The 19733-nt window shown below is 67.8% G+C and carries 24 protein-coding genes; 15 read left to right on the plus strand and 9 right to left on the minus strand.

The genetic code is table 11. The annotated features are described in order from the left end of the window. Window positions 1-17: 17 nt before the first annotated feature. Complete coding sequence (locus tag ASC92_RS02995) at window positions 18-443, plus strand: YciI family protein (RefSeq protein ID WP_056510157.1); 426 nt, start codon at window positions 18-20, stop codon at window positions 441-443. Beyond that, on the plus strand, window positions 440-1735 hold the full coding sequence (locus ASC92_RS03000) for an RNA polymerase sigma factor (protein ID WP_056510160.1): 1296 nt from the start codon (window positions 440-442) through the stop codon (window positions 1733-1735). The genes ASC92_RS02995 and ASC92_RS03000 overlap by 4 nt, the downstream gene beginning before the upstream one ends. A gap of 3 nt (window positions 1736-1738) precedes the next feature. Here the strand turns inward: ASC92_RS03000 and ASC92_RS03005 are convergent, their stop codons facing one another. From ASC92_RS03005 to purM, 5 genes are all read right to left on the minus strand, one after another. Further along, window positions 1739-2734, minus strand: coding sequence for a GlxA family transcriptional regulator (locus ASC92_RS03005; protein ID WP_056510162.1), 996 nt, complete (start codon window positions 2732-2734; stop codon window positions 1739-1741). Continuing rightward, window positions 2704-3318: a DJ-1/PfpI family protein gene (locus ASC92_RS03010; RefSeq protein ID WP_056511808.1), complete on the minus strand. Its 615-nt coding sequence runs from the start codon at window positions 3316-3318 to the stop codon at window positions 2704-2706. The genes ASC92_RS03005 and ASC92_RS03010 overlap by 31 nt, the downstream gene beginning before the upstream one ends. Before the next feature lie 5 nt (window positions 3319-3323). After that, window positions 3324-3884 carry an isochorismatase family protein gene (locus ASC92_RS03015; protein ID WP_056510164.1) on the minus strand — a complete coding sequence of 187 codons (561 nt, stop codon included), beginning with the start codon at window positions 3882-3884 and terminating at the stop codon, window positions 3324-3326. Window positions 3885-4003: 119 nt separating this feature from the next. Further along, a complete protein-coding gene (locus ASC92_RS03020) occupies window positions 4004-5086 on the minus strand; it encodes an AI-2E family transporter (protein WP_056510166.1) in 1083 nt (360 codons plus the stop codon). Between the two features lie 52 nt (window positions 5087-5138). Then, window positions 5139-6179, minus strand: a complete 1041-nt coding sequence (gene purM, locus ASC92_RS03025; protein ID WP_056510168.1) for a phosphoribosylformylglycinamidine cyclo-ligase — start codon at window positions 6177-6179, stop codon at window positions 5139-5141. A gap of 139 nt (window positions 6180-6318) precedes the next feature. On the opposite strand from purM, the gene hda reads away from it, so the two are divergent. From hda to ASC92_RS03050, 5 genes are all read left to right on the plus strand, one after another. Continuing rightward, on the plus strand, window positions 6319-7005 hold the full coding sequence (gene hda / locus ASC92_RS03030) for a DnaA regulatory inactivator Hda (RefSeq protein WP_235505650.1): 687 nt from the start codon (window positions 6319-6321) through the stop codon (window positions 7003-7005). A gap of 26 nt (window positions 7006-7031) precedes the next feature. After that, window positions 7032-8630, plus strand: coding sequence for a polynucleotide adenylyltransferase PcnB (gene pcnB, locus ASC92_RS03035; protein ID WP_056510170.1), 1599 nt, complete (start codon window positions 7032-7034; stop codon window positions 8628-8630). Window positions 8631-8779: 149 nt separating this feature from the next. Beyond that, on the plus strand, window positions 8780-9238 hold the full coding sequence (folK, locus tag ASC92_RS03040; protein ID WP_056511811.1) for a 2-amino-4-hydroxy-6-hydroxymethyldihydropteridine diphosphokinase: 459 nt from the start codon (window positions 8780-8782) through the stop codon (window positions 9236-9238). A 126-nt stretch (window positions 9239-9364) separates the two neighbouring features. Next, on the plus strand, window positions 9365-10009 hold the full coding sequence (locus ASC92_RS03045) for a DUF47 domain-containing protein (RefSeq protein ID WP_021006205.1): 645 nt from the start codon (window positions 9365-9367) through the stop codon (window positions 10007-10009). Between the two features lie 14 nt (window positions 10010-10023). Then, on the plus strand, window positions 10024-11034 hold the full coding sequence (locus ASC92_RS03050) for an inorganic phosphate transporter (RefSeq protein ID WP_056510172.1): 1011 nt from the start codon (window positions 10024-10026) through the stop codon (window positions 11032-11034). Between the two features lie 3 nt (window positions 11035-11037). On the opposite strand, the gene ASC92_RS03055 is transcribed toward ASC92_RS03050, so the two are convergent. Both ASC92_RS03055 and ASC92_RS03060 read right to left on the minus strand, forming a co-directional pair. Next, the gene (locus ASC92_RS03055; protein ID WP_056510174.1) at window positions 11038-11484 is read right to left on the minus strand and encodes a TM2 domain-containing protein; all 447 of its coding nucleotides are present in this window, start codon (window positions 11482-11484) and stop codon (window positions 11038-11040) included. A gap of 7 nt (window positions 11485-11491) precedes the next feature. Further along, window positions 11492-12016, minus strand: a complete 525-nt coding sequence (locus ASC92_RS03060; RefSeq protein ID WP_056510177.1) for a GNAT family N-acetyltransferase — start codon at window positions 12014-12016, stop codon at window positions 11492-11494. A gap of 180 nt (window positions 12017-12196) precedes the next feature. Between ASC92_RS03060 and rpsP the strand changes: the two genes are divergently transcribed. The 8 genes from rpsP to ASC92_RS03100 all read left to right on the plus strand — a co-directional run bounded on the left by rpsP (window position 12197) and on the right by ASC92_RS03100 (window position 18336). Next, window positions 12197-12460 carry a 30S ribosomal protein S16 gene (gene rpsP / locus ASC92_RS03065; protein ID WP_056510179.1) on the plus strand — a complete coding sequence of 88 codons (264 nt, stop codon included), beginning with the start codon at window positions 12197-12199 and terminating at the stop codon, window positions 12458-12460. 16 nt (window positions 12461-12476) lie between these two features. Then, a complete protein-coding gene (gene rimM, locus ASC92_RS03070; protein ID WP_056510181.1) occupies window positions 12477-13031 on the plus strand; it encodes a ribosome maturation factor RimM in 555 nt (184 codons plus the stop codon). A 16-nt stretch (window positions 13032-13047) separates the two neighbouring features. Beyond that, window positions 13048-13794, plus strand: coding sequence for a tRNA (guanosine(37)-N1)-methyltransferase TrmD (gene trmD, locus ASC92_RS03075; RefSeq protein WP_056510183.1), 747 nt, complete (start codon window positions 13048-13050; stop codon window positions 13792-13794). A gap of 109 nt (window positions 13795-13903) precedes the next feature. Next, complete coding sequence (gene rplS, locus ASC92_RS03080) at window positions 13904-14281, plus strand: 50S ribosomal protein L19 (protein WP_056510185.1); 378 nt, start codon at window positions 13904-13906, stop codon at window positions 14279-14281. Window positions 14282-14405: 124 nt separating this feature from the next. After that, complete coding sequence (locus tag ASC92_RS03085) at window positions 14406-15146, plus strand: CoA pyrophosphatase (protein WP_056511814.1); 741 nt, start codon at window positions 14406-14408, stop codon at window positions 15144-15146. 41 nt (window positions 15147-15187) lie between these two features. Continuing rightward, the gene (locus tag ASC92_RS03090; RefSeq protein WP_056510187.1) at window positions 15188-16189 is read left to right on the plus strand and encodes a CobD/CbiB family protein; all 1002 of its coding nucleotides are present in this window, start codon (window positions 15188-15190) and stop codon (window positions 16187-16189) included. 16 nt (window positions 16190-16205) lie between these two features. Beyond that, window positions 16206-17297, plus strand: coding sequence for a histidinol-phosphate transaminase (gene hisC, locus ASC92_RS03095; RefSeq protein WP_056510190.1), 1092 nt, complete (start codon window positions 16206-16208; stop codon window positions 17295-17297). 13 nt (window positions 17298-17310) lie between these two features. Further along, window positions 17311-18336, plus strand: a complete 1026-nt coding sequence (locus tag ASC92_RS03100) for a hypothetical protein (RefSeq protein ID WP_056510192.1) — start codon at window positions 17311-17313, stop codon at window positions 18334-18336. A gap of 12 nt (window positions 18337-18348) precedes the next feature. Here the strand turns inward: ASC92_RS03100 and rsgA are convergent, their stop codons facing one another. Next, the gene (gene rsgA / locus ASC92_RS03105) at window positions 18349-19299 is read right to left on the minus strand and encodes a ribosome small subunit-dependent GTPase A (protein WP_056510194.1); all 951 of its coding nucleotides are present in this window, start codon (window positions 19297-19299) and stop codon (window positions 18349-18351) included. A 12-nt stretch (window positions 19300-19311) separates the two neighbouring features. After that, entirely contained in the window at window positions 19312-19665 is a 354-nt protein-coding gene (locus ASC92_RS03110; RefSeq protein ID WP_056510196.1) for a 4a-hydroxytetrahydrobiopterin dehydratase, read from the minus strand. Between the last annotated feature and the right edge of the window lie 68 nt (window positions 19666-19733).

The raw sequence follows: 19733 nt of genomic DNA on the forward strand, positions 1-19733 counted from the left end.
ACGGAAGGAGACCCACCATGCGATTCATGCTGCTGATGATTCCCCACGGCTACGAAACCGCCGCGCCCGGCACCATCCCCGACGACGTCGAAGCGGTGTCGGCCATGATGGCCTACAACGAGTCGATGCAGAAAGCAGGCGTGCTGATCAGCTGCGATGGCCTGCATCCCCCCTCGATGGGCGCGCGCGTGAGCTTCAAGGACCGCAAGCCCACCGTGGTCGACGGCCCCTTCGCCGAGGCGAAGGAAGTGCTCGGCGGCTTCTGGATCATCGACGTGCCCTCGCGCGCCGCCGCCATCGAATGGGCCAGCCGCTGCCCCGGCGGCGACAACGAGGTCATCGAGGTGCGCCAGATCCAGGAGATTGGCGATTTCCCGCCCGACGTGCAGGCCGTGGCTACCGAATTCACATCGATGCAGACGGTGAAGAAGACCGACGCATGAGTCACGGCGAGGGCCGCGCGGACACCGCCGCCATCCGCCGCACCATCGAGGCGGTGTGGCGCATCGAGTCCGCGAAGATCGTCGCCACTGTCGCGCGCATGGTGCGCGACGTGGGGCTGGCCGAAGAGCTGGCCCAGGACGCGCTGGTTTCGGCCCTCGAGCAATGGAGCGAATCGGGCGTGCCCGACAACCCGGCGGCCTGGCTCACGGCAGTGGCCAAGCGCCGCGCCCTCGACCGCCTGCGCCACCTGCAGCTGGCCGAACGCAAGGCCGGCGAGATCGGCCGCGAACTCGACGCCCGGCACGAGATGGCGCAGCACAGCTTCGCCGAAGCGGTCGATGCCGCGCTCGACGACGATATCGGCGACGACCTGCTGCGCCTCGTGTTCACCGCCTGCCACCCGGTGCTGTCGACCGAGGCGCGCGTGGCGCTCACGCTGCGGCTGATGGGCGGCCTCACCACCGACGAGATCGCCCGCGCCTTCCTCGTGCCCGAAGCCACCGTGGCGCAGCGCATCGTGCGCGCCAAGCGCACGCTGGCCGAGGCGCGTGTGCCTTTCGAGGTGCCGCGCCGGCATGAGCTCGAGGCACGGCTCGCCTCGGTGCTGGAAGTGCTCTACCTGATCTTCAACGAAGGCTATTCGGCCACCGCCGGCGACGACTGGATGCGTCCGGCGCTGTGCGACGAAGCGATGCGTCTGGGCCGCATTGTGGCCGAGCTGATGCCCGACGAATCCGAGGTGCACGGGCTCGTGGCGCTGATGGAAATCCAGGGCTCCCGCTCGGCCGCGCGCGTCGGCGCCTCGGGTGAACCGGTGCTGCTGCTCGAACAGAACCGGGCGCGCTGGGATCAGATGCTGATCCGCCGCGGCCTCGCGGCGCTCGCGCGCGCCGAGTCGCTCGGCGGCGCGCTCGGCCCCTATGCGCTGCAGGCCGCCATCGCCGCCTGCCACGGCCGCGCGCGCACCGCCGACGAAACCGACTGGGGCCGCATCGCCGCGCTCTACGACGCGCTGGCCGGACTCGCGCCGTCGCCCATCGTCGAACTCAACCGCGCGGTGGCGCTGTCGATGGCCTTCGGGCCGGCCGCGGGGCTCGAGGTGGTCGATGCGCTCGTGGACGAGCCCGCGCTCAAGGGCTACCACCTGCTGCCGACGGTGCGCGGCGACCTGCTGTTCAGGCTCGGCCGCCGCGACGAGGCGCGCAAGGAGTTCGACCGCGCCGCATCGCTCACGCGCAACAAGCGCGAGCAAGCGCTGCTGCGGGCGCGTGCGCGGGCCTGCACAGGCTGACCGTCAGGCTTTCGACGCCGCGTTCGCTTCCGAGGGCGAACCGGGCAGCCCGAACTGGTGCCACGCCCGGCGCAGTTGCGTGTCGGAGCCGAAGCCCGACAGCTCCGCCGCCCGTGTCACGCTCGCGCCTGAGGCCAGCGCCAGCTGCGCGGCCGCGAGCCGCAGCCGCCGCAGATACGCCAGCGGCGCCACGCCCGCATGCTCCATGAAGAGCCGAGTGAGATGCCGCGCCGAGGTGTGGGCCACGTCGGCCATGCGCGGCACGCTCCAGTCGGCCTGTGGTTGTTCGCTGACGGCGTCCTGCACGCGGTGCAGCGCGGCATGCAGGTGGTTGCGGTAGGCGAGAAAGGGCGAAAGCTCCGGGTCTTGCGGGCCGCGGCGCAGCGCCACCACCATGCTCTGCGCGACCTGCGCCGCGAGCGCCTCGCCGCACAGTTCGGCGATGCGGTGCAGCACGAGGTCGATGCCGGTCGTCACGCCCGCGCTGCTGTAGAGCGGCGGATCGATCACGAACACCCGGTTGCTCACTACGTCGCAGCGCGGCGCCACCGTACGCAGTTCGCCGAGGTGATGGTGGTGCGTGGTGGCGCGCCGGCCCGCGAGCGCGCCGGCATGCGCAGCCAGCAGGGCGCCGGCGCAGATCGTCACCAACTCCAGCCGGCCGCGCTCGAAGCGCAGGCCGCGCAGCCAGTGCAGCAGGTCCTGCGCCTCGGGGTTGTCGATGGCGATGGTGTCGCCAGGCTGGCCGACCAGCACGACCCAGCCGGGACCGTCCCACTGCGCGGGCAGGGGCGACAGGCCGGCGAGGACGACGCCGACCGAGCCTATCGCCGTCGGCCGGGGGCTCGCGAACTCGATCGCGAAACGCTCGGGCTGGCCCATGGCGCGCAGCCGCTGGTTGGCGATGCGCAGCGCCTCGGCCGGACCGGCCCAATCGAGCACGAGGCTGCCGGGGAGCAGCACGAAGACTACGCGGATGAGGTCTCGTTGCGGGTCCATGCGTAGTCCATCTGTCTCGCGGTGCGCTCGGCCAACTCGCGGCCGGCCAGCCGCTCGACGAGGTGCAGGCTCATGTCGATGCCGGCGCTGATGCCGGCGGAGCTGACGATGCGGCCGTTGTCGACCCAGCGCACGCCGTCGCGCACGTCGAGCGAGGGAAAGCGTTCGCGCAGGTCGGCGATGTCCTCCCAGTGGGTGGTGACGGCATCGCTCGTCACGACGCCGCTCTCGGCCAGCAGGAAGGCCCCGGTGCAGACCGAGGCAACGATCCGCGCGCCGGCTGCCTGGTGCGCGATCCAGCGCAGCGTGTCGGCACTGGCCATCGGCGCATCGACCACGCCGCCGGGGACGATCAGCACGTCGGCCGCCGGGCTGTCGGCGAGCCTGTGGTCGGCCAGCAATTGCAGACCGGCGCGCGCCTGCACGGGCTGGCCGAGGGCTGCAGAGGCGACGTGGAACGGCGCCGGTGTGCCCGGCTGCATCCGCTGGCTGACCCGGCTCGCGGTGGTGAACACCTCGAAGGGGCCGGCGAAGTCCAGTGCCTCCACGCCGTCGAAGGCAAGGATGAGTACGCGCAGGCTCATGTCGTTCACGCCGCGGCCCGTTCGAGCGCCTGCGCCACGGTGCAGACGGTGGCGAACCGGCCCTGCAGCACGGTGGAGGTGCGGGCCTTGATGTCGGCGGCCGAGAGCGGTCGGCCGTCGGGTTGCGCCATGTCGAAAGTGAGCGTGGCGTCGGTCACGTAGTCGACCTCCCAGCCCAGGTCCGAGGCGTGGCGGGTGGTGGTTTCGCAGCACTGTTCGGTGCGGATGCCGCTCACGATCAGCCGGCCGATGCCGTTCTGCGTGAGCCAGACATCCAGCCCGCTGTTGACCAGCGCGCTGTGGCGGTGCTTGGTGAAGGTGGCCGCGGCCGTGAAGGGCGCGAGGCCGCCGATGGGATGCACATGGCCAGATTCGACTGCGAAGGGGTTGCTTGCATCGGCCGGTCCATCGACATGGAAGACCCGCACGACCGGCACGCCGGCGGCGGCGCAGCCTTCGATCAACGCGTTCTGCGCGGCGAGGTACGGCGCGGCCTGGCTCTCGTTCCAGTAGGCGCGCTGGCGGAACGATTCCTGGGCGTCGATCACAATCAGACAGGTTTTCATGGCGGGGCTTGCAGCAGCAAAGTGGATGATGCCGCCTATTCTTCTACCTTGCCACCCCGAAGTCCGTTCGCGGTCGGACCAGAATCGATCAAATCAGGACATCGATGCCGCCGGTCTCGTCAGACCAGCGACGCCGCCTGCAGCTCTTTCTTCAGGTACGCGTAGTACAGCGGCGCCGCCACCAGCCCGGCCGGTCCGAACACCGCCTCGGCCACGAACATCACGGCCAGCAGCTCCCACACGCTCATCTGCGTGCGCGCGCCGACCACCTTGGCGTTGATGACGTACTCGGCCTTGTGGATCACGATCAGGAAGATCAGGCAGGCCAGCGCCGTGACCGGGGACACCGAGAGGCCCACCAGCGTGATCACCGAGTTGCAGACCAGGTTGCCCACGATCGGCACCAGCCCGGCCAGGAAGGTGAGGGTGATGAGCGCCGGCGTGTACGGCAGGTGCGCGCCCCACAGCGGCATGACGAACAGCAGGAAGATGGCGGTCAGCAGCGTGTTGAAGGCCGCGATCCAGAACTGGGCCGCCACGATCTGGCCGAAGGCCTCGCCGAAGGTCTGCACGCGCTGGTGCAACTGCTCGGCCAGCGGCAGCCGGCGCATCGGCGCGTGCGACACGGCGGCCAGGCTGCCAACGATCAGGCCCACGTACGAAAACAGGATGCCGTGCAGCCAGGCCCGCCCGGCCACTGCCAGCGAACCAGCTTGCGCGCGCAGGTAGTTGGCAATCACGCGCTGGATCTCGGCGGCGCCTTCGGGCAGGTAGACCGCGATCTCGACCGGCAGCTTGGAGCGAAGCTCGAGCACCGTGCGCGCCGTGTAGTCGAGCAGTTCGCGGTACTGGTCGGGCGCGTCCACGATGTATTCGCGGGCCTGCGACAGCAGCAGCGTGATCAGCGCGATCGGGCCCACCAGCACGAGGACGACGGCCAGCACGCCGGCCCAGCCATCGGTGCGCTGGCCGAGAGCCGGAACGCGCCGCGTGCTGTCAGCCAGCAGCCGCGCGAACCACCGCGTGGCCAGGAAGCCGATGCACACGCAGAGCAGCCCTGGCAGCAGGTGCTCCCACATCACCAGAAGCAGCGCTGCCAGCATCAGCAGGTAGCTTGCGATCGTCACGCCGCGCGAGGCTGCGGCACGTTGGATGGGGGCCGTCGGAACGGCGGTGGTGACGGGTTGCGGCTTCTTGGCCATCCGGGGGGGGTGTCGGGCGCTCTGTTCGGGAAAGTGGAGGTGCAGCCGGCACTCAGCCGACGACCACCGCGGCGCCTTCGCCGCGCGCGGCGATTGCGCCGATCTCGTGCACCGATTCGCCCGCGGCGCGCAGCGTGGCGGCGCAGGCGGCGGCTTCTGCCGCATCGATCACCACGACCATGCCGATGCCGTTGTTGAAGGTGCGGTTCATCTCGATGTCGTCGATGCCGGCCACCTTCTGCAGCCAGGCGAACAGTTCGGTCTGCGGCCAGCTGCCCTTCTTGAGATGGGCGGCCGTGCCTTCGGGCAGCACGCGCGGGATGTTCTCGAGCAGGCCGCCGCCGGTGATGTGGGCCAGCGCCTTGATCGGGTGCTTGGCCAGCGCCTCGAGCACCGGCTTCACGTAGAGGTGCGTGGGCTCCATCACGGCTTCGCGGAAGGGCTTGCCGTCGAGGGTGGCGGGGAGGTCCGCGCCCGCGCGCTCGATCACCTTGCGCACCAGGCTGAAGCCGTTGGAATGCACGCCGGCCGACGCCAGGCCCAGCACCACGTCGCCGGGCTTGACGTTCTGGCCCGTGAGGATCTTCGATTTTTCGACCGCGCCGACCGCGAAGCCCGCGAGGTCGTATTCGCCCGCCGGGTACATACCGGGCATTTCAGCGGTTTCGCCGCCGATCAGCGCGCAGCCCGACAGCTCGCAGCCGCGCGCGATGCCGCCGATGACGGCCGCGGCCGTGTCCACTTCGAGCTTGCCGCAGGCGAAGTAGTCGAGGAAGAACAGAGGCTCGGCACCCTGCACCAGCACGTCGTTGACGCTCATGGCCACGAGGTCGATGCCGACCGTGTCGTGCATGTTCCATTCGAAAGCCAGCTTGAGCTTGGTGCCCACGCCGTCAGTGCCGCTCACCAGCACCGGCTCCTTGTAGCGCTTGGGCACCTCGAACAGGGCGCCGAAGCCGCCGATGCCGGCCAGCACGCCTTCGCGCAGGGTTTTCTTGGCAAGGGGCTTGATGCGGTCGATCAGTGCGTCGCCGGCATCGATGTCGACACCGGCGTCCTTGTAGCTGAGCGGGGTGGGCGTGGAGGAGGTCATGGGTGGTCGAGGTCGGGGGGGCGCGAAAGGATGCGGAGAGTAGGAGCGGAAGGCGGCCCCGGTAACCATGTTGGCCGGGCCGATAGAATTCCTCACGATTTTAAGGGCCCTCGCGGCCCCCTCCATGAACCTTCCCGGGATGAAACAGCTCGCGCTCGATATCGGCATTGCGACGGGCCCCAGCTTCGACGCCTTTTTTGCCGGCCCCAACGAGGCGGCGCTGCGGCACCTGCAAGTGTGGGTGGGCGGCGCCGGCAGCCCTGCGCTGCACTCGCCGGTGCCCACCTACCTGTGGGGCGAAGGCGGCAGCGGCAAGACCCATCTGCTCGAATCGGTGCGTGTCGCACTGCGCGAGCAGGGCGCCAGCGTGGGCTGGCTGCATGCCGGCCTGCTGGAGCCGCCCGAGTTCGACGAGCGCTGGGGCGCCGTGCTGCTCGACGACGTGCACCTCTATACCGCCGTGCAGCAGCACGCGGCCTTCAACTGGTTCGTCAACGCCCAGACCCTGCAGCGCGGCGTGGTCGCCGCCGGCGCCCTGCCGCCGGCCGACCTGCCGCTGCGCGAAGACCTGCGCACCCGCCTCGGCTGGGGCCACGTGTTCCACTTGCAGGTGCTGAGCGAAAGCGAACGCCGCGCGGTGCTGCGCCAGGCCGCCGACGCGCGCGGCGTGATGCTGTCCGACGAAGTGCTCGACTACATGCTGCACCGCTTCAGCCGCGACCTCGGCAGCCTGATGGAACTGCTCACGCAGCTCGACGGCTATGCCCTGCAAACGCAACGCGCGATCACCATTCCGCTGATCCGCTCCATGCTCGAGAACGAATAAAGAGCGAACAAGGCTTTCAACCAACAATGATCAAGAAATTCATCGACAAGCTGCTCGGCAAGAACGCCGGCAGCGCACAGGGCAAGAGCCGCTTCGGCAAGCGCCAGGAGGTGCCGGCAGAGGTTCACAAGATCGATCCGGCCCTGGTCGACGAACGCGCGAAGAACGTGGTCACGACGCTGCAGCAGGCCGGCTACGAGGCCTACGTGGTGGGCGGCGCGGTGCGCGACCTGCTGCTGGGGCTGCGACCGAAAGACTTCGACGTGGCCACCAATGCCACACCCGAGCAGGTCAAGTCGCTGTTCCGCCGCGCCTTCATCATCGGGCGGCGCTTTCGCATCGTGCACGTGGTGTACGGCCGTGGGCGCGAGCACGAGGTGATCGAGGTCTCGACCTTTCGCGCCTACATGGACAACGCCGCCGCCGAACAGGTGGCCGGCAACGAGCGCACCAGCAAGGGCGAGCTCGCGAGCATGAAGCACGCGGTGGACGCCAGTGGCCGCGTGCTGCGCGACAACGTCTGGGGTCCGCAGGAGGAAGACGCGGCGCGCCGCGACTTCACCGTCAACGCCATGTACTACGACCCGGCCAACCAGGTCGTGGTCGACTATCACAACGGCATCAAGGACGCCCAGAAGCTCACGCTGCGCATGATCGGCGACCCGGCCACGCGCTACCGCGAAGACCCGGTGCGCATCATTCGCGCCATCCGCTTCTCGGCCAAGCTCGCCGCGCTGGGCTTCAAGATGGAAGCCAAGACTGCGGCTCCGCTGGTCGAATCGAGCAAGCTGCTGGCCGACGTGCCGCAGAGTCGCCTGTTCGACGAGATGCTCAAGCTGCTGCAGACTGGCCATTCGATTGCGACCGTCGAGCAGCTGAACAAGCTCGGCCTGGCCCGCGGCATCTATCCGCTGCTCGACGTGGTGGTCGAGCGCGCCGACCAGCCCTTCGTGAAGGCTGCCCTTCAGGACACCGATCGCCGCGTCGGCGAAGGCAAGCCCGTGGCGCCCAGCTTCCTGCTGGCCTGCGTGCTGTGGGCCGACGTGCGCGACGGCTGGGCCCAGCGCCAGGAAGGCCGCCATGGCCAGCGCCCGCAGCCGCCTTTCCCTGCACTGCAGGATGCCATCGACGACGTGTTCAACGCCCGCATCGGCGACGTCTCGGGCCGCGGCAAGCTGGCCGCCGACATGCGCGAGATCTGGATGATGCAACCGCGCTTCGACAAGCGCACCGGCTCCACGCCCTACAGCCTGGTCGAGCAGGCGCGCTTCCGCGCCGCCTTCGACTTCATGCGCCTGCGCGCCGACGTGGGCGAGGTGAGCGAGGCGATTGCCGAGTGGTGGCAGGAATTCACCACGGCCGACGACCTCCGCCGCCAAGACCTGCTGGAGCAGGTGCGCGAAGAGCAGAAGGTGCGCCAGCGCGTGCGGGTGCGCGAAACCCCGCCGCCGAAGCCGCGCAGCGTGCCGGTTGCGCGCCAGGACGCCGATTCGGACGCCGAGGACGAGGTTGAAGTCGAAGCCGGCGCCGTGCCGCCCGATGGCGAGGCCGTGCCGCGCAAGCGCCGGCGTCGCCGCAAGCCGCGTTCCGCGGGTGGGGGCGGCGAGAGCGCCGCAGGCGCATGAGCACGTCCGGCAAGCCGAAGGACGGCAAGAAAAGCGGTGCTCCCACGGGCAAGCCGGCAGGGGCCAAACCCACGGGGGGCAGGGGCGCGCCTCCGGCACGGCGAGCGCCCACCCGGCCCCCGGGCCGCGTGCGGGAGGACTATCCGACCGTGCAGGCTTTCGTCGCCATCGGCGCCAACCTCGGCGATGCTCAGGCGGCCGTCAAGGCGGCCATGGATGCTCTGGGCGCATTGCAGCGAACCCAGGTGACGGCCCGCTCGTCGCTCTATCGCAGCGCGCCGGTCGACGCCACGGGCCCCGATTTCATCAACGCCGTGGTGGCCTTGCGCACCGGGCTCGACGCCGAGCAGTTGCTTGTCGCCATGCAGCGCCTCGAGACGCAGGCCGGGCGCGAGCGGGCTTTCCCCAACGCGCCGCGCACGCTCGATCTCGACCTGCTGATGCACGGCAATTCGGTGATGGACACGCCCGAGCTGACCCTGCCGCACCCCCGCATGCGCGACCGCGCCTTCGTGCTGAAGCCGCTGGCCGAGATCGCGCCCGACAAGGTGCCGCGCGCTGCGCTGGCCCGTGTGTCGGGCCAGGTGATCGAACGCATCCGGAACTGACCGGGCAAAGGACCCGGAACCCCGGCGAAGCGGTCCGGTTCCGGGCTCCCATTACACTTGCGCGGTTTTTCACGACTCTGTCACACGTTTGTGGCTGGGCGAGACCCGAGATCCCAGGAGAGCGCCATGTTCGGCAAGCTGCTGCCCCGCGAGGGGAATTTTTTTGAGATGTTCAACCAGCACGCCGAGCGCATCGTCGAGGCGGCGCGCGCGTTCGAGCAATTGGTCGCCAACTACAACGACGTGCACCTGCGCGAGCAGTACAACCGCGACGTCGACAACGCCGAGCGTGCCGCCGACCGCGTGACGCACGACGTCAACCGGCTGATCCACAAGACATTCATCACGCCCATCGACCGCGAGCAGATCCACAAGCTCATCAATACGATGGACGACGTGGCCGACCTGATCCAGGACTCCGCCGAGACCATGGCGCTGTACGACGTGCGCCACATGACCGACGAAATCGTGCGCCTTACGGCCCTGAGCGTGAAGTGCTGCGACCGCCTGAAGGACGCCGTCAAGTTCCTCGGCAAGATCGCCGACCCGGCCGTGGCCGAGGCCACGCTGAAGACCTGCGAGGAAATCGACCGTCTCGAGTCGGACGCCGATCGCGTGATGCGCAGCGCCATGAGCAAGCTGTTTCGCGAGGAGCCCGACGTGCGCGAGGTGATCAAGCTCAAGGCGATCTACGAGCTGCTGGAAACGATCACCGACAAGTGCGAGGACGTGGCCAACGTGATCGAGGGCATCGTCCTCGAGAATTCCTGAGCGGGTAGCGACCGATGGCAACGGTTCAGGTCGCCCTCTGGGTGGTGATAGTGCTGGTCGCGCTCGCGATCCTGTTCGACTTCATGAACGGATTTCACGACGCCGCCAATTCGATCGCGACGGTGGTGTCCACCGGGGTGCTCAAGCCGGGGCAGGCGGTGGTGTTCGCGGCCTTCTTCAACCTGGTCGCGATCTTCGTCTTCCACCTGAGCGTGGCGGCCACCGTGGGCAAGGGCATCGCCCAGCCGGGGGTGGTCGACGTGCACGTGGTGTTCGGCGCGCTCGTCGGCGCCATCAGCTGGAACCTCGTGACCTGGTACTACGGCATCCCGAGCAGTTCGTCGCATGCGCTGATCGGCGGCATCGTGGGCGCGGTGATTTCCAAGACCGGCACCGGCGGCCTGGTGGCTTCCGGCATCTGGAAGACCGTGGCCTTCATCTTCGTTTCACCGTTTCTCGGATTCGTATTGGGTTCCATGATGATGGTGCTGGTGGCATGGGGCTTCCGGCGTGCCACGCCTTCGCGGGTGGACCGCTGGTTCCGGCGGCTGCAGCTGGTTTCGGCCGGCGCCTACAGCCTGGGCCACGGCGGCAACGATGCGCAAAAGACCATCGGCATCATCTGGATGCTGCTGATTGCCACCGGCTATGCCAACGCCGGCGACGCGAGCCCGCCGACCTGGACCATCGTGAGCTGCTACGCCGCGATCGCGCTGGGCACCATGTTCGGCGGCTGGCGCATCGTGAAGACGATGGGCCAGAAGATCACCAAGCTCAAGCCCGTCGGCGGCTTCTGCGCCGAGACCGGTGGGGCGCTGACGCTGTTCCTCGCGACGGCGCTGGGCATTCCGGTGTCGACCACCCACACCATCACCGGCGCGATTGTCGGCGTCGGTTCCGCGCAGCGTGCGAGCGCGGTGCGCTGGGGCGTGGCGGGCAACATCGTGTGGGCGTGGATCTTCACGATCCCCGCTTCGGCCTTCGTCGCCGCGATTGCCTACTGGATCAGCCTGCAGGCGTTCTGACCGCTACTGGGATATTTTTCGGCCCTCTTCGATCTGGTGTTCGAAGTAGCGCTGGAAGCTGAACACGATGCTGGCCATCAGGATCGTGCTGCCGAAGAAGAGCGACAGCACCACGGCGCCGATCGTGAGCCAGTTCGTCTGGCCCGGCGCGGCGTCGGCCGGCGCGCTTGCGTTGAAGCGGGCGTTCCACTTTTCGGGCGTCATCAGGCCATAGACGATGGCCGTCAGCGCGCAGCCCGCGATGGTGAAGCCCAGCAGCGGGATCAGCGCCCAGCTCAGCCCGTCGTCCACGCCGTACATGCGCACGCGCTCGATGCCGTAGATGCCCAGTGCCGTGGGGATGGGCAGCAGCCAGCCGAACCAGTCGCCCATCCCGCGCAGGTAGAAGCGGTGCAGGCCCAGTGGGCCTCCGAGGAAGGAAAGCCAGGCGGCGGTGGTCTTGTTTTTCATTCGGGTGTCACTCGGGGCGGGTGGTGCTGCCTTCGCCAAGCACTTTCTCCATCAATACGACGTCGCGCCATTCGCCGAACTTCCAGCCGCAGTCTTTCAGCACGCCCACGTGCGTGAAGCCCTGGCTGCGGTGCACGCCGACCGAGCCCGCATTGGCCGAGTCGCCGATCACCGCGATCAGCTTGCGCACGCCCGCCGCTTCGGCGGCCTGCGACAGCGCTGCGAGCAGCTTGGCGCCCAGGCCCTTGCCGCGTGCTGACTCCGACATGTAGATCGAGTCTTCGGCCGAAAAACGGTAGGCCGGGCGCGGCTTGAACCAGTTGCAGTAGGCAAAACCCAACACTTCGCCATTTTCTTCGGCCACGAGGTACGGCAGGTTCTTGCCCAGCACATCGGCACGCCGGGCGCTCATGTCGGCAGGGGAGGGAGGCTCTGTTTCGAAGGTGCCGGTACCGTGCAACACGTGATGGGCATAGATTGCGGTGATGGCTGCGATGTCTTCTTCGCGGCTGGGGCGGATGGCGAGGGGCATGCGTGTGGAAGCGGGTGGCGCAAGGCCGGAATTCGGAGAAAACGCGGGACGGGCTATAATCGTAGGCTTTTCAGCGTGTCGCTGGCCGGGTGGCCATGTCGCGTGTCTCGACGCTGGAAGAACATTGTGAGCGGGCCTTTTCTTCATCCACAAGGCCTGCTGACCACCCAAGGATAAATCATGGTCGTCATTCGACTCTCCCGCGGCGGCTCCAAAGGCCGTCCGTTCTTCAACATCGTCGTGTCGGACAAGCGCGTTCGCCGCGATGGCCGTTTCATCGAGCGCCTGGGTTTCTACAACCCGACCGCCAAGGAAAACGAAGAAAGCATCCGTATCGCCCAGGACCGCCTGGCGTACTGGAAGAGCGTTGGCGCACAAGCTTCGCCCACCGTTCTGCGCATCATCAAGCAAGCTGCAGCAGCAGCTCCCAAGGCGGCTGCCTAAGCCGTCCCGCACGGCGATGCTGCCCGCACTCGAAACCGCCGAATTGCCGGCGGATGCGATTGAAGTAGGGCGCATCGCCGATGCATGGGGCATCAAGGGCTGGTTCAAGGTCCTGCCCCACAGCGCCCAGCCCGAGGCGCTTTTTTCTTCCAAGCGCTGGTTCCTGCAAGCTCCCGGAGCTTCTGCGAACGGCGCTTTCCGGCTCGCGATCCGCGAAGCCAAGGAACATTCCGACTGCATCGTCGCCACGTCCGACGATGTGCCAGACCGCAACGCAGCCGAGGCGCTGCGCGGTGCGCGCGTGTTCGTGCCGCGTTCGAGCTTTCCAACGGCCGGCGACGACGAGTACTACTGGGTCGACCTCATTGGCCTGTCGGTGGTCAACCGCGAAGGCGTCGTGCTCGGCGCGGTGCGCGAACTGCTCGCGACCGGTCCGCAGACCACGCTGGTGCTGACCGCCGAAGAAGACGGCAAGGCCATCGAACGCATGGTGCCTTTCGTCTCGGTCTTCGTCGACAAGGTCGACCTGCCCGGCCGGCTCATCACGGTCGACTGGCAACCCGAATACTGAACGGCGCTCGCGCGGCATGCGCTTCGACGTCATCACCCTGTTTCCCGAACTGTTCGCGCCTTTCATGGCCAGCGGCGTGACGCGCCGCGCCTACGAATCGAAGCAGGTCGAAGTCGTTCTGTGGAATCCGCGCGACTTCGCGCAGGGCAACTACAAGCGCGTGGACGACCGTCCCTTCGGCGGCGGTCCGGGCATGGTGATGATGGCGGAGCCGCTCGCGGCCTGCCTCGATGCGGCGCTGGCGGCGCGCGGCGCCGAAGCTCCCGTGGTGCTGTTCTCGCCCATCGGCGAGGCATTGCGCCATGAATCGGTCGAGCGCTGGTCGGCGAGCGAGGGTGCGGTGCTGATCTGCGGCCGCTACGAAGGCATTGACCAGCGCTTCATCGACGCGCGCGTGACCCATCAGGTCAGCCTTGGCGATTTCGTGCTGTCCGGCGGCGAAATCGCTGCCATGGCGCTGCTCGATGCCGTGGCCCGGCTGCAGCCGGGCGTGCTGGGCGACGTGGCCAGCCACGTGCAGGACAGCTTCAATCCAGCGCTCGACGGCTTGCTCGACTGCCCCCACTACACGCGGCCCGAGCAATGGAACGGGCAGGGCGTGCCGGCGCCCCTGCTCTCGGGCCATCATGCCCAGATCGAGCGCTGGCGGCGCGACCAGCGGCTGGCCATCACGGCTGCGCGGCGCCCCGAGCTGATCGATGCGGCGCGGGCGGCGGGGCGTCTTGGCAAGGCCGATGAGGCCGCGCTGAAAAAAAAGCTATAATTCCCGGTTCCCCGATCCTCTGCCCGGCCGCGCCCGGTCTTCTTGCGGTTGTTCCGCGAAAGTCCAAGGCGCCTTTTGTGTAGCCCGGCACGATCGACATCAGGAAATCATGAACCTCATCCAGACCCTCGAGCAGGAAGAAATCGCCCGCCTCGGCAAGACCATCCCCGCCTTCATGCCCGGTGACACGGTCATCGTCAGCGTGAACGTCGTCGAAGGCACCCGCAAGCGCGTGCAGGCTTACGAAGGCGTCGTGATCGCCAAGCGCAACCGTGGCCTCAACAGCGGCTTCACCGTGCGCAAGATCTCCAGCGGCGAAGGCGTGGAGCGTACGTTCCAGACCTACAGCCCGCTGATCGCCGGCATCGAAGTCAAGCGCCGCGGCGATGTGCGCCGCGCCAAGCTGTACTACCTGCGCGAACGCAGCGGCCGTTCGGCACGCATCAAGGAAAAGCTGCCGAGCAAGTCGACGGCTGCTGCCAAGTAAGCAGTTCGCCTTCGTGCAAGAAAAGCCGCCGCTCTGGCGGCTTTTTGCATTCTTGCTCCCGCTCAAAGACAACTTTCCATTTTTCCGCTCTACTTCTTCCATCCGCTCCGGTACCTTTCATCTCTTGACCAACTCATCCGCTCCCCTGCAGGCCACCTCCGTCGAACCCGTCAATGCCGTGGTGCCGCCCGCGCTGCTGCAGTTCGACCCGCGCAAGGCGCCTTTCGTGGCCGGAGCCGAGGGATTGCCGGCAGTGCCGCCTGCGCAGCTGACGGCGCAGGCATTGCGGGCGCGTTTCGCCACGCCGCCCGACTGGACGCCCGAGCTGCGCCACGAACCGCGAATGACCGATCGCATTCCCGCGCAGGCCGCGGTGCTGGTACCGATCGTGCAGCGTCCGCAGGGCGCGGCCGTGCTGCTGACGGAGCGCACCTCGAACCTATCGACCCATTCGGGGCAGGTTGCGTTTCCCGGCGGCCGTGTCGATCCGGAGGACGCCAACATCGCGGCAGCCGCATTGCGCGAGGCCTGGGAAGAGGTTGGCCTTTCTGCGCAATACATCGAAGTGCTCGGCAACCTGCCGACCTACACGACGGTGACCTCGTTCATCGTGACGCCCGTGGTTGCGCTGGTGCAACCGGACTTCGAGCTCACCATCAATCCCTACGAAGTGGCGGAGGCCTTCGAGGTGCCGCTCGCGTGGCTGATGGACCCCGCCAACCACCGCCACCACACCGTGCCCGCGCCCGATGGCACCCGGCGCCAGTGGTACTCGATGCCCTACCAGGACGGTGCCGACGAGCGCTTCGTATGGGGCGCGACCGCCGGCATGCTGCGCAATCTTTACCGTTTCCTGAGCGCCTGAATCCCGCCTGAATCTCCAGGCGCCCTCGCTATCATCGAAGGATGAGCTTTTTTGCCATCCTGTGCGCGCTGCTGATCGAGCAGGTGCGGCCGCTGGGCCCGCACAATCCCGTGTATGGCGCGGTGCTGGCGTGGACACGCTGGACCAGCCGCAACTTCGACGCGGGCAAGCCGCATCATGGATGGATCGCCTGGGGGCTCGCGGTGTTCGTGCCCACGCTGGGCGCGCTGGGCGTGCACTGGCTGCTTGTGCTCACGCTGGGGCTGCCCTTCGCGGTGCTCTGGAGCATCGCGGTGCTCTACGTGACGCTGGGCTTCCGGCAGTTCAGCCACCACTTCACCGACATCCGCGATGCGCTCGACGAAGGCGACGAGCCGCTCGCGCGCTCGCTGCTCGCGCATTGGCAGGGCGTCGACGCGGCCGACCTGCCGCGCAGCGAGATCGTGCGCCACGTCATCGAGCATTCGGTGATCGCCGCGCATCGCCATGTGTTCGGCGTGCTCGCGTGGTTCTCGATCGTCGCGGCCATCGGCCTCGGGCCGGCGGGCGCGGTGTTCTATCGCATGAGCGAGTTCGTCTCGCGCTATTGGGCGCACAAGAACGGCGCCGCGGTGCAGCCGTCGAGCGTCTCGGTTCAAGAGGCCGCGGACCGCGCCTGGCATGCGATCGACTGGCTGCCCGCGCGCATCACGGCGCTGGGTTTCGCGGTGGTCGGCAGCTTCGAGGAAGCGATCGATTGCTGGCGCAACGACGCACAGCGCTTTCCCAACGAGAACGACGGCGTGATCCTTGCGGCCACCTCGGGTGCGGTCAACGTGCGCCTGGGCGGCGGCTCGCTGAGTCCGATCCCGGTTGCCGATCCGCTGCCCCGCGCACAGGCCGGCGAATCGCTGGCCGATGGCCGCCGCACCGACAGCGGCAGCACGCCGGGGCGCGAGCCCGAGCCCGGTCATCTGCGCAGCGTGGTGGGCCTGGTCTGGCGCTCGGTCGTGATGTGGATGGTGCTGCTGGCCTTGCTCACATTGGCTCGCCTGCTGGGCTGAGCAAAAAAGAACCCCAATGGCAAATCCCGTTCCGGCTTTCTGGAGCCCGCGCATCGGCGCGCTCGAACCCTATGTGCCCGGCGAGCAGCCGCGTATCGCGAACCTCGTCAAGCTCAACACCAACGAGAACCCGTACCCGCCGTCGCCGCTCGCCATCGAGGCTATCCGGCGTGCGGCCGAGAACGGCCTGGAGCTGTATCCCGATCCCACCTCGCTCGCGCTGCGCGAAGCAGTGGCACGGCGGCACGGCCTGCAAGTCGATCAGGTGTTCGCGGGCAATGGTTCGGACGAGGTGCTCGCGCACGCCTTCTTCGCGTTCTTCCAGAAGGCCGAGCCGCTGTTGATGCCCGACGTGAGCTACAGCTTCTACAAGGTCTATGCGCAGCTCTATGGCATCGCGTGCGAGCTGCAGCCGGTCGACGACGGCCTGCGCATCGACGTCGATGCCCTCGCGGCGCGCGCCCGCAAGGGTTGTGCGGGCGTCGTGATCGCGAACCCGAACGCGCCGACCGGCATCGGGCTGCCGCTCGCGCGCGTCGAGCAACTGCTCGAAGCCTGCCCCGATCGCGTGGTGCTGGTCGATGAGGCGTACGTCGATTTCGGCGGCGAGAGTACGCTGCCGCTGATTGGCAAGTACCCGAACCTGCTGGTGGTGCAGACCCTTTCCAAGTCGCGCTCGCTGGCCGGCCTGCGGGTCGGCTTCGCCTGCGGCCAGGCGCACCTGATCGACGCGCTGGTGCGCGTGAAGGACAGCTTCAATTCGTACCCGATCGACCGCCTGGCCTCGGCCGGTGCCGTGGCCGCGCTGGAAGACGAAGACTGGTTTCGCAGCACCCGCGACAAGGTCGTCGACACCCGCGAGGGCCTCGCCCTCCAGCTCGAAGACCTGGGCTTCGAGGTGCTGCCGTCGCAGACCAACTTCATCTTCGTGCGCCATCCGCAGCGCGATGCGGCCGAACTGGCGGCCCTGCTGCGCGAGCGCGCGGTGCTGGTGCGGCACTTCAGGCAGCCGCGCATCGCGCAGTACCTGCGCATAAGCATCGGCACGCGCGAGCAATGCAGCTTGCTCGTGCAGCGCCTGCAGGACATTCTTGACTCGACTCCCTGAAGGAACCCTGGCGATGCCGACCCACGACACCGACCCGCGCGCGGCGGCCTGCGCAGGCTTCTGGCAAGCAGTGAGCGATCGGCTCGAGAGCCTTCGCGCCCTGCCTGCCCGTGAACTGATGGAGGGGCTCAACGAACTGCTGGAGCCTTTCTATCCCCGGTTGTCGGCCGAGGTGGCGGGCGAGCCGCCCGCGTTCAAGCTCGTGCTGACCGCGCATGGTTCGGTGGACGACTTCGAGGACCTGATGGCGCTGGTGCAAAGCAGCCCCAGGCTGCCGCAGCTGGAGGTGGAGGCTTTCCGCCAGCGTTCGAGCGATGGTTTCGGCATGCGCATGGACGACTTCGAACTGGCGAGCTCCGAAGTCCTCGTGAAGCATGAGCCCTACCGGGGCCGGGTGGCGCTGGAGATCGGCTTCGCCAAGCCCATTCCGATGGACATGCAGGACCACGCGCGCCACATGAGCCTCATCATGCTCGACCACATCCTGGGCGAGTACGACTTTGCGGTGAAAGTCGGGGCGGTCGACCACGTCGAGGTCGATGCGCAGGCGGATTTCGATGGCGTGCCACTCGACGATTTCGTGCCGCTGTTCGACGCCTGCTGGCGCGACGAGCTTGGCCACACCGGTGTGTTTCCTCCGGGCGAGCACGCGTGGTCGGGCGTGAGCGCGACGCGCGAGGCCGAAGACGGCCGCGAGGTCGAGGTGATCGTCATGCGCAATGACGCGGCCACCGCACTGGTGGGGCGCGCCGACCTGTGCCACCGTCTGTCGGTCGCCACGCCGGTCGAATCAGGCGAGGAACTGGAAGAAGCGCGCAACCACGAAGACCGGCTGACAGCGCGGCTGCAGACGCACGAAGCGGGTTGCTGCACGCACGTGGTGCTGGAAGAGGGTGTTCGCACCGTGCACTTCCAGGTGGCCGATCCGGAAGCTGCCATCTCGCATGCGCAATCGCTGCAGGACGAGATGGACCTGCCGGTGACGCTGGACCTCGTCTTCGACCCGACCTGGAAGTCCTACCGGATCTGGCTGCGCTGAAGCAGCCCTGCGTCAGTACCGCTTCTGGCTCAGCTCGGCGAACAGTTCGCCGTAGATCCTGTAGCGGCTCGCGCTGATGGCGCCCGGTTCGCTCGCGGTCTCGACGTTTGCGATCACGCCGCAGCCCGGCTCGTGCAGGTGCGTGCAGTTGTAGAACTTGCAGTCGTTCGCATGCTCGGCGATGTCGGGCATGAGCCCTGCGAGCTGCATCGGCGCGATGTGGTTCAGGCCGAATTCCTGGAAGCCCGGCGAGTCGATCAGACCGGTGGTGCGGGCCTCGTCGATCCAGTACCAGGTGGTGCTCGTGGTCGTGTGCTTGCCCGAGTTCAGCGCCTGCGAAATCTCCTGCGTCAACACGGTGGCGCCCGGCACCAGCAGGTTGGTCAAGGTGCTCTTGCCCGATCCGGACGGACCGAGCACGAGGGTGGATTTGCCGGCCAGGAGCTTCATCAGCGATGCGTAGTCCGCCTCGCCCGACGCCTTGAGCGACAGCGGCAGCACGCCGTGGTGCATGCGGCGGTAGGGTGCCAGCTTGTTCCACGCGCGCTCGAAGGGCTCGACCAGGTCGCTCTTGTTGAGCGCGATGATCGGTGCGATGCGCTCGGCCTGGGCCGCGATCAGCGCGCGCGCCAGCTGATGTTCGGAGAATTCCGGCTCGGCCGCGATCAGGATCAGCACGTGGTCGAGGTTGGCCGCGAACGACTTGGTGCGGATCTCGTCCTGCCGGTAGAACAGATTGCGCCGCGGCAGCACCTGCTCGATGGTGCCTTCGTCCTCGCTGGCCTGCCAATGAACGCGGTCGCCGACCACGGCTTGGCTCTTCTTGCCGCGCGGATGGCAGATCAGCCGTTCGCCCGTGGGTGTTTCGACCAGGCAGTGGCGTCCATGGCTGGCAACGACAAGGCCCTCGCGGAGTGCCTTCGCAGCGGTTGCCGTGGGCGCGGCGCGGCCGGGCTTAGCCAAGGGCGTGGTCCGTCATGCGGCGGGGCTGGCGACCAGCGCGTCGGCCTGGCGCGCGCAGTCGAAGTCGGTGACCGACAGGCCACCCACGTCGTGCGTGTTGAAGCGCACCACGCAGCGGTTGTAGTGCACCGACAGGTCGGGGTGGTGGTCCTGCGTGTGCGCCACGAAAGCCAGCGCGTTCACGAAGGCGATGGTCTCGAAGTAGTTGGCGAAGGTGAAGGTCTTCTCGATGGCGACATTGGCGCCGTCGCCGGTGAGCTTCCAGCCGTCGAGCTTGGCGAGGCCCGAAACGATTTCGGTGGCGCTCAGCGCCTTGCGGGGAGGAAGGTTCTTCCAGTCTTTGGGCTTGAACATGCTCTGATTCATGGGTGTTCCTGTTTGGGGCAGATCGCGGAACACCGCGGAACCGGCTTTGCCGGGCCGCAGGTGTTGCC

It is taken from the genome of Variovorax sp. Root411, assembly GCF_001425205.1.
GTDB lineage: Bacteria > Pseudomonadota > Gammaproteobacteria > Burkholderiales > Burkholderiaceae_C > Variovorax.